This window comes from Streptomyces graminilatus (assembly GCF_001418565.1).
Taxonomy (GTDB): domain Bacteria; phylum Actinomycetota; class Actinomycetes; order Streptomycetales; family Streptomycetaceae; genus Streptomyces; species Streptomyces graminilatus.
Window position 1 is genome coordinate 1 of record NZ_LIQQ01000420.1, and the last position, 6,831, is coordinate 6,831.

Consider the following 6,831-nt stretch of genomic DNA (forward strand, 5'->3'; position numbering starts at 1 on the left):
CGGCGGGGGTGGCTGGGGTGGCTGGGGTGTTCTCAGGCCGACAGTCTGTGCGGCAGGTCTCCGTTCCGGGTCTGCCAGTCGGCGCGGTGGGCGCGGGCCGCCGATTCGGCTTGGTGGAGGGCCGGGGCGGGCACCGGCAGGCGGCACAGGGCGTCCAGGGTGGTCAGCATGTGCTGGGCGAAGCGGTGACCGAGGGGGGTGAGGCGGCCGGAGGCCAGGGCGACGGTGGTCGCCTCGTGGGCGGCCAGGCGCCAGCGGGCGAACCGGGCGTGCGCGGTGGCACGCAGCGCCGGGTCGGGTTCCGTCTCCCGGCGGCGCTCCCAGAAGCGGGCGACGCCCAGATGCGCGTACGCCCCGTGGAACAGGCCGGGGAGCGGGCGGGGGTCGGGGCGCCAGGGGGCGTAGAAACGGTCGGGGCCGCCCGGTTCGAACAGGTCGAACAGGTGGAGCAGCGCCGCCAGTTTGTTGTGCTGCGTCTCGTGCGTGAGCGTCACCGCGAGGCCCGTCGCCGAGGTCGGCGGGGACAGCGCGACGCAGCCGAACGTCTCCGCGCTGCTGCCGCTTCGGTTGCCGTGGCCGGGTCGGGTCAGCGGCACCAACAGGTGTGTACCGGCGGCCAGTTCGGCGTAAGCCTCGGGATGGTCGGCTCGCAGCAACCGACAGGCGCCCCGGACCGGGCCGGCCCAGCGGCCGGCCTCGGTGGCGGAGATGCCCGCCGGGTGACGCGCGGAGTGGGGGAAGCACGGCGGGTCGAGGGTGTCCAGCAGCAGCGGTGCGCCGCCGTCGAGGGTGACGAGCGGATACGCGCTGTGCCAGCGGCCCGTGGTGCTGGTACCGGAGCCCGAGTCCGTGCCGATGCCGTCGTGCGGGGTGCCGCTGCTGTGCGGGCTGCGGGAACTGTTGCTCGCGCCGGCGGTGCCGCCGGAGCCGTGGGCCCCACCGGCGCCGGTGAGCCCGTGCGACGGGCTGTCCGGCAGGCCGCCCAACGAACCGCCCAACGAGCCGTCCAATGAACCGCCCAACGCCCCCTCCGCGTACGGGAGTCCAGGCACCCGCACCGTTGCGCCCGCCGCCGTCACCCGGCAGTCGCCCGCCCCGTCGATGTGCACCTCGGCGTGGTCGCCGGGACCGGTGTCGGGGAAGTGGGCGCGGCCCAGGGACGGGAGGGCCGCCCAGGAGTCCGTGAGGGGGAGCTCGGCGCGGGTGGGTAGTCCCGCGTGGGCCGCCGCCGAGATGGCCAGGGCCGTGAACCAGTGCACGGGCGGCGGGAGTTGGCCGTGCGTCCGGCGGCGCAGGTGGGCCAGCAGGCCGAACAGGGCCGGGCCTGCCGAGGGGTGGGTCAGGACGGCTGTCGCCGCCTCGGGGGACACGTGCGCGGCGTCGGTGAGCAGGGTCCAGGCGTGTTCCGTCGCCTCGGCGGCCGCGCCCCCGGCTTCCCGCGCCGCCACGGTCACGGCGTACGCGCAGGCCAGCCGTCTGCTGTGCTCGGCCCTGCCCAGCAGCCGCACGGCCGCCGCCCCGCCGCCACCCGCCGCGACGGCGTCGAACAGCGCCCCCGGCATCCGGTACGGCGACGGTGAGGGGGAGGGTGAGGGTGAGGGCGGCGGGGTCATGCAGCTCCCGCGGGGAGCGCCGCGCCGTCCGCTCCCGCCGGCAGCGCCGTGCCGCCCCGCACGCCCAGGTCCGCGCGTACGCGTCCCCGTACCCGCTTGATCAGTTCGGTCAGTTCGGCGCAGTACACGCTCGGGTTGGCGAAGCCGGTGGCGCGGTCGTAGCGGGTCGCGTAGTGGCCGCCGCCGCAGACCCGGTGCAGCGGGCAGGCGCGGCAGGGGGCCGCCAGTGCGGCGGCGCCCCACTGGCGGGCCGCGATGCCGGGGTGGAGGAGCAGCGTGTCGAAGGAGTGGCGGTGGACGTCGAGGCCGGTGCGGGCGGCGCCGTCGTACGCGGTGCGCAGCGTGTCGTCCTGGGTGAGGGAACCGTCCGTGTCGACCACCGCGTACCGCACCGGGGACAGGCCGAGTGCCTCGGTGCGCGGGGTCGCGCCGAGCAGCAGGGCGAGGAGGTTGTCGAGGAACCGGACCGAGGTCTCCTTGGTCCGGGCGCCGTACCAGCGCTCGAAGACCGCCCACAGCCAGTCCGCGTACGGAGTGCGCCGGCCGCGCGGATCGAGACCGGGCGGCGGGGTCTGCCAATTGCCCAGCGGGAGAAGGAAGTCGACGGCCGGGGGGCTGTGGGTCAGCAGGGCCTCGTAGGTGCGTACGGGGTCGTTGCGCAGGTCGATCGTGCAGAGCAGCGCGCCGAACAGCGGGCGGTGGCGCTCGCTCGCCAGACGGCGCAGCGAGGCCTCGACCCGGGCGTGGCTGCCACGGCCGTCGGCGCTGCGCCGGTGCCGGTCGTGGGCGGCCCGGCCACCGTCCGTGCTCACCCCGACCGTTACCCCCAACTCGCCCAGCAGGTCGAGGCGTTGCTCGGTGAGGCGGAGGCCGTTGGTCTGTAGCGTCAGGTGGAGGCGGGTTCCGTCGCCGACCGCGCCGCGCAGTGTGCGGACCGTCCGCGCGAGCGCCTCGTCGCCGATCAGCAGCGGCTCGCCGCCGTGCAGGACCACGCCCGCCTCGGTCGTCCCGTGCGCGGACAGGTGCTCGGCGATCCGCTCGGCGGTGCGGGCGAGGGTCGCCGGGGTCATCGTGCGGGGCTGGGTGCGCCAACTCTGGTCGTGCGAGCGGTACATGTAGCAGTAGTCGCAGGCCAGGTCGCAGCGGCTGTGCACCTTGAGGACGAAGGAGTGGAGCGGATACGGCCGCCAGCCCGCCGCCCGCCGCGCCGCCACGTCGGCGGCCCTCGGCCAGGGCGGTTCGGCGCGGCCCAGTGGCGGTCGACTCATCCGCTCTCCCCGAAGGCGTGCGTCGCGGACCCGGAGCCTGTTCCTGCTTGTTCCTGCCTCTGTCCCTGTGCGCCTTTTCGCCTGTTCGTCCGTCCCTGCTCGGCGTACGACCAGTATTCGGGCGGGCCGACTTCAGCGTCAACATCATGAATGAGCCAACGAAGGTCGACTTCTCGGGAGTTGACGGAGTTCGAGCGACGCTCGTGGTCTCCGGCTTCTGACGTAAGGGCAGTTGACGGCGCTACGCTGAATAGCCTTTGTGAGATCCTCCGACACCCCATGGAGTGACCTGTATGGCAGTCGCCGACGGCACCGCCCCCATCGGGGTGGGTGCGGGAACGGGAGCGGGCGAGCGCCCGGACCCCGAGGTCGAGTCGGTCGTCCTCGACCTCGTCGCCCTGTCGCCCGAGGACATCGGGGCCCTGCCCGGCACGGTGCTCGGCACGCTGCTGCGCCAGGTGTACGACACCTGCGCCGAGGGCAGTCCCTTCGTCACCGGGCACACAGAGAGCCAATGAGACACGGGGCATGCGGGAGCCGTCCGGACGCCGTGCGCGAGGTGCGCGGCGTCCTATACTTGCGCTCCTCGATCGCCCTTTTTGTCCCCGTTGTTCACCGCCCTGTCCCCCTTGTTCACCGCCGCGCCGAGCGGAGACGTGTCGAGCGGAGAAGTCATGCCAGACGCCAACACCTTTGACCGGCCAGGGCCGTTCGCGGTTTTCCTCGCCACCTCCGAGAACCTCGGCCTGAGCACGACCCTGCGCAACGTCGCCGACATCCTCGCCGACACCAACCGCAGCGTCCTCCTCGTCGACGGCCGCTCCGGCGAACCCGGCCCGAGCGGGTCCCCGCCGCACCCCGAACCCGGCCGCGTGCACACCGCGACCGCTCCCGGCGCGGGCGCCCTCGCCGCACTCGCCGAGGACCCCGTCACCGCCGGGTACGACCATCTCCTCGTCGAGGCCCCCGTGCCGGACTCCGCCGAGGAGACGGACCCGGTGCGCTCCACCGCGTACGCGGACACGCTCGTCGTCTGTTTCGCGATGACCGCCTGGTCCATCGACGGGGCCGCCGCACTCGCCGAGGACCTGATCGTCCGCCGGGGGGACCAGCCGGTACGGCTGCTCACCCTCGGTCTCAAGAGCGACATCGGCGTGCACGACCGGCTGCGCGACGCCCGCGAACGGGTGCGCCGGAAGTTCGCCCCGGTCGCCGCCGCGCTCGGCCGCACCGACGTCACCTTCCTCGAAATCCCCTACAACCCCCTCTACCAGGACAGCCGCAGCCTCGCCGTCGACGCCGAGGACGCCGGCACGATCAGCGGACTGCGCCCCTACTACGAGCAGCTCGCCGACTGGCTGCGCGCCCGCCGCGCCGCCCGCCTCACCGATGTCACCGTCGTCCACTCGGCCCGGCACGCCCTGTGGGCCGCGTGGCTGCGCGACCGGCTCGCCGTCAAGGGAGTCCGTACCGAGCTGCGCCGCGCCGACACCTACGCCGGTGAACGCCCCGATCCCGGGGGCGCGTTGCTCTTCCTGTCGCCCGACGACGCCGACGACACACTGCTCGGGCAGATCGGCTCCCTCTCCCACACCGACGTCCGTATCCTCCTCGTCGACGAGCCGTTCCCGCGCACCGAGGCCGCCCACCACGAGCGGATCGATCTGCGCGACACCACCGAGGACCAGGCGCTGCGGCTGCTGTACACCGGCCTCGGCCTCGGCCCGGCCGAGAGCAGCAGCGGTGGCGGCGGTGGCGGTGGCGGTGGCGGGGCAGGGTTTCCCCGGCTGCCGGAGACCACCAACGTGGGGACGCGCAACAGCGCCTTCGTGGACCGCCCCGCACTGCTCGGCACCCTCCACGACGACCTGCGCGCCGCCGCCCGCGACGGCGCCTGCCTGGTGCTGCACGGCCCCAGCGGCTGGGGCAAGAGCGACACCGCGTACGAACTGTGCCACCGCGTCGGAGCCTCGTACGACGTGGTGTGGTGGGTGCGCGCCTGGGAACGCACCCGTGTCGAACGCGGCCTCGGCCGGCTCGCCGGGCGGCTCGGCGCACCCGAGGACCGGGTCGGCACCGACGAGGGCGGCATCTCCCGGCTGCTGTCCCGGCTCTCCCGGTCCGGCCCCGAGGCGGACCGCTGGCTCATCGTCTACGACGGTGTCACCGACCCCGCCGAACTGCACGGACTGCTGCCCGTACCGCACGAGCGCGGGCACGTCCTCATCACCAGCCGGACCGCGCCGGCGGCGGGCGACCCCGCCGAGGACGAACGGCCGCCGCATCTGCGGCCCCTCGCCATCGCCCCGATGGACGCCGAGGAGTGCCGCGCGCTGCTCGCCGAGAAGGTGCCGGAGATCACCGAGCGGCAGGCCCGGCAGATCGGCGGCGTCGTCGACTCCGTCCCGCAGGCCCTGCACCTCGCCGCCCACTGCCTCGCCCAGCGGACCGCCGCGCACCGCCTCGACGACCACATGAACCAGGACGCCGCCGTCCGCGCCGCCGTCGGCGACCTCCTCGCCGAGTACCGCGCCGGCAAGACCGAACTGCTGCGCACCGCCGCCGCCGTGTCGCCCGTGGCCGTGATGGTGTGGGTCGCCCGGCGCGTCGTACGGACCACCCCCGGTGCCCTCGCCTGGGGTGCCGAGAGCCCCGAACGCGACGCCGTGGGCTGGCTGTTGGGCGCCGCCTCCCTGCTCACCGGGCGCGGCATGGGCCTGGAACTGCTGCGCTCGCGCCGCATCCTGTCCGAACTCGCCCGCGACGACGAGTCGTCGACGCCCGCGCCCGCCGGCACCGAAGTACTGCTGCCCGACGAGCACATGGTGAGCGTCGCCCTGTGGGCACTGGCCCAAGTGGGCCTGCTGGACGTCGACTTCGACCGCGCCCGGCAGCCGCTCATCCAGCACCACGGGCTGCGCGACCTGATCCGCGCCGGCATGGACCCGGCCGAACGCGACCACATCGAGGCCGTGTTGCGCAGCGTCCTGTCCGAACACGCCCCGCAGGGACCCGACCTGCCCGCCGACTGGGCCCGCGAGGTGTTCTCGCTACGCCTGTGGGAGGACCCCAGGCCCCGGGTGCGCCGCTCGCTGCTGCGCCACCTCAACGCGCTGGGCCAGCGCGCCGAGGCCGCCGACCTCGACCGCCTCCTCGACATCGCCGGACGGGCCCGCGAACAGTGGCACCGGCCCGACAGCGGTGCCGGCGACGGTGACGAACAGTCACCCGAGTATCTGCGCCTGCTCAACTTCGTCGCCCGTGCCCACCGGCTCCGCGGCGAGTACACCCTCTCCCGGAAGACCGCCCAGGACGCCCTGCGCGGCCACCGCAGGCTCCTCGGCATCACCCACCCGCGCACCCTCCTCTCCGCCGACTCCTACGCGGCCACCCTGCGCGCGCTGGGCCGCTTCGACGACGCCCTGCTGCAACTGCGGCCCGTCCTGGAAGGCCTCACCCTGCTGCTCGGCCCGCAGCACCCGGCCACCATCCAGGCCGAGCACAACCTCGCCCTCACCGAGGCGCTCACCGGCCGCGTCGCCCCCGCCCTCGCCGCGATCCAGGACCGCTTCCGCTACCGGCAGGCCGTCGGTGGCGCGGACGACCCCGTCGCCTGGAACGCCGCCGAACTTCTCGCCTACCTGTACCGCGCCGCCGGACGCGACGGCGAGGCCCGCGATCTGCTGCGCCAGAAGCTGCGCCGGCACGGCGACACCTGGGACCTCGTCCGGCTGCGTACCGAGGTCGGCCTCGCGGTCAGCGAACGCCGGCTCGCCGACGGCTTCCCCGCCTTCAAGGATCCCCTCTACAGCTACGAACTCGCCCACGAACGCGACCTGCGCGCCCTCGGCCTGTACGTCGACCGGTTCGGCCCCGACCGGTTCGACACCGTGCGCTGCCGCTTCAGCTACGCCGCCGACCTGCACGCCCTCGGCAAGGCCGACGAGGCC

Annotated in this window: 4 protein-coding genes; 2 read left to right on the forward strand and 2 right to left on the reverse strand. The window is 74.4% G+C overall.

What is annotated here, in order from left to right; genetic code table 11:
• Positions 1–32 precede the first annotated feature (32 nt).
• Positions 33–1,613, reverse strand: a complete 1,581-nt coding sequence (locus AOK08_RS47775; RefSeq protein ID WP_055532295.1) for an aKG-HExxH-type peptide beta-hydroxylase — start codon at positions 1,611–1,613, stop codon at positions 33–35.
• Positions 1,610–2,881, reverse strand: coding sequence for an FxsB family cyclophane-forming radical SAM/SPASM peptide maturase (locus AOK08_RS31165; protein ID WP_055532297.1), 1,272 nt, complete (start codon positions 2,879–2,881; stop codon positions 1,610–1,612). Before AOK08_RS31165 ends, AOK08_RS47775 begins: the two co-directional genes overlap by 4 nt.
• Positions 2,882–3,174: 293 nt before the next feature.
• Here AOK08_RS31165 and fxsA point away from each other — a divergent pair, with 293 nt between their 5' ends.
• Positions 3,175–3,399, forward strand: a complete 225-nt coding sequence (gene fxsA, locus AOK08_RS31170) for an FxSxx-COOH cyclophane-containing RiPP peptide (RefSeq protein ID WP_055532299.1) — start codon at positions 3,175–3,177, stop codon at positions 3,397–3,399.
• A 156-nt stretch (positions 3,400–3,555) separates the two neighbouring features.
• Positions 3,556–6,831: FxSxx-COOH system tetratricopeptide repeat protein (gene fxsT / locus AOK08_RS31175; RefSeq protein WP_055532301.1), on the forward strand; the 3,276-nt coding region annotated here is incomplete at its 3' end.

Excerpts from the sequence above, each read along its gene's own strand:
- AOK08_RS47775 (WP_055532295.1), bottom strand. The coding sequence starts at position 1,613 with ATGACCCCGCCGCCCTCACCCTCACCCTCCCCCTCACCGTCGCCGTAC.
- AOK08_RS31165 (WP_055532297.1), bottom strand. The coding sequence starts at position 2,881 with ATGAGTCGACCGCCACTGGGCCGCGCCGAACCGCCCTGGCCGAGGGCC.
- fxsA (WP_055532299.1), top strand. The coding sequence starts at position 3,175 with ATGGCAGTCGCCGACGGCACCGCCCCCATCGGGGTGGGTGCGGGAACG.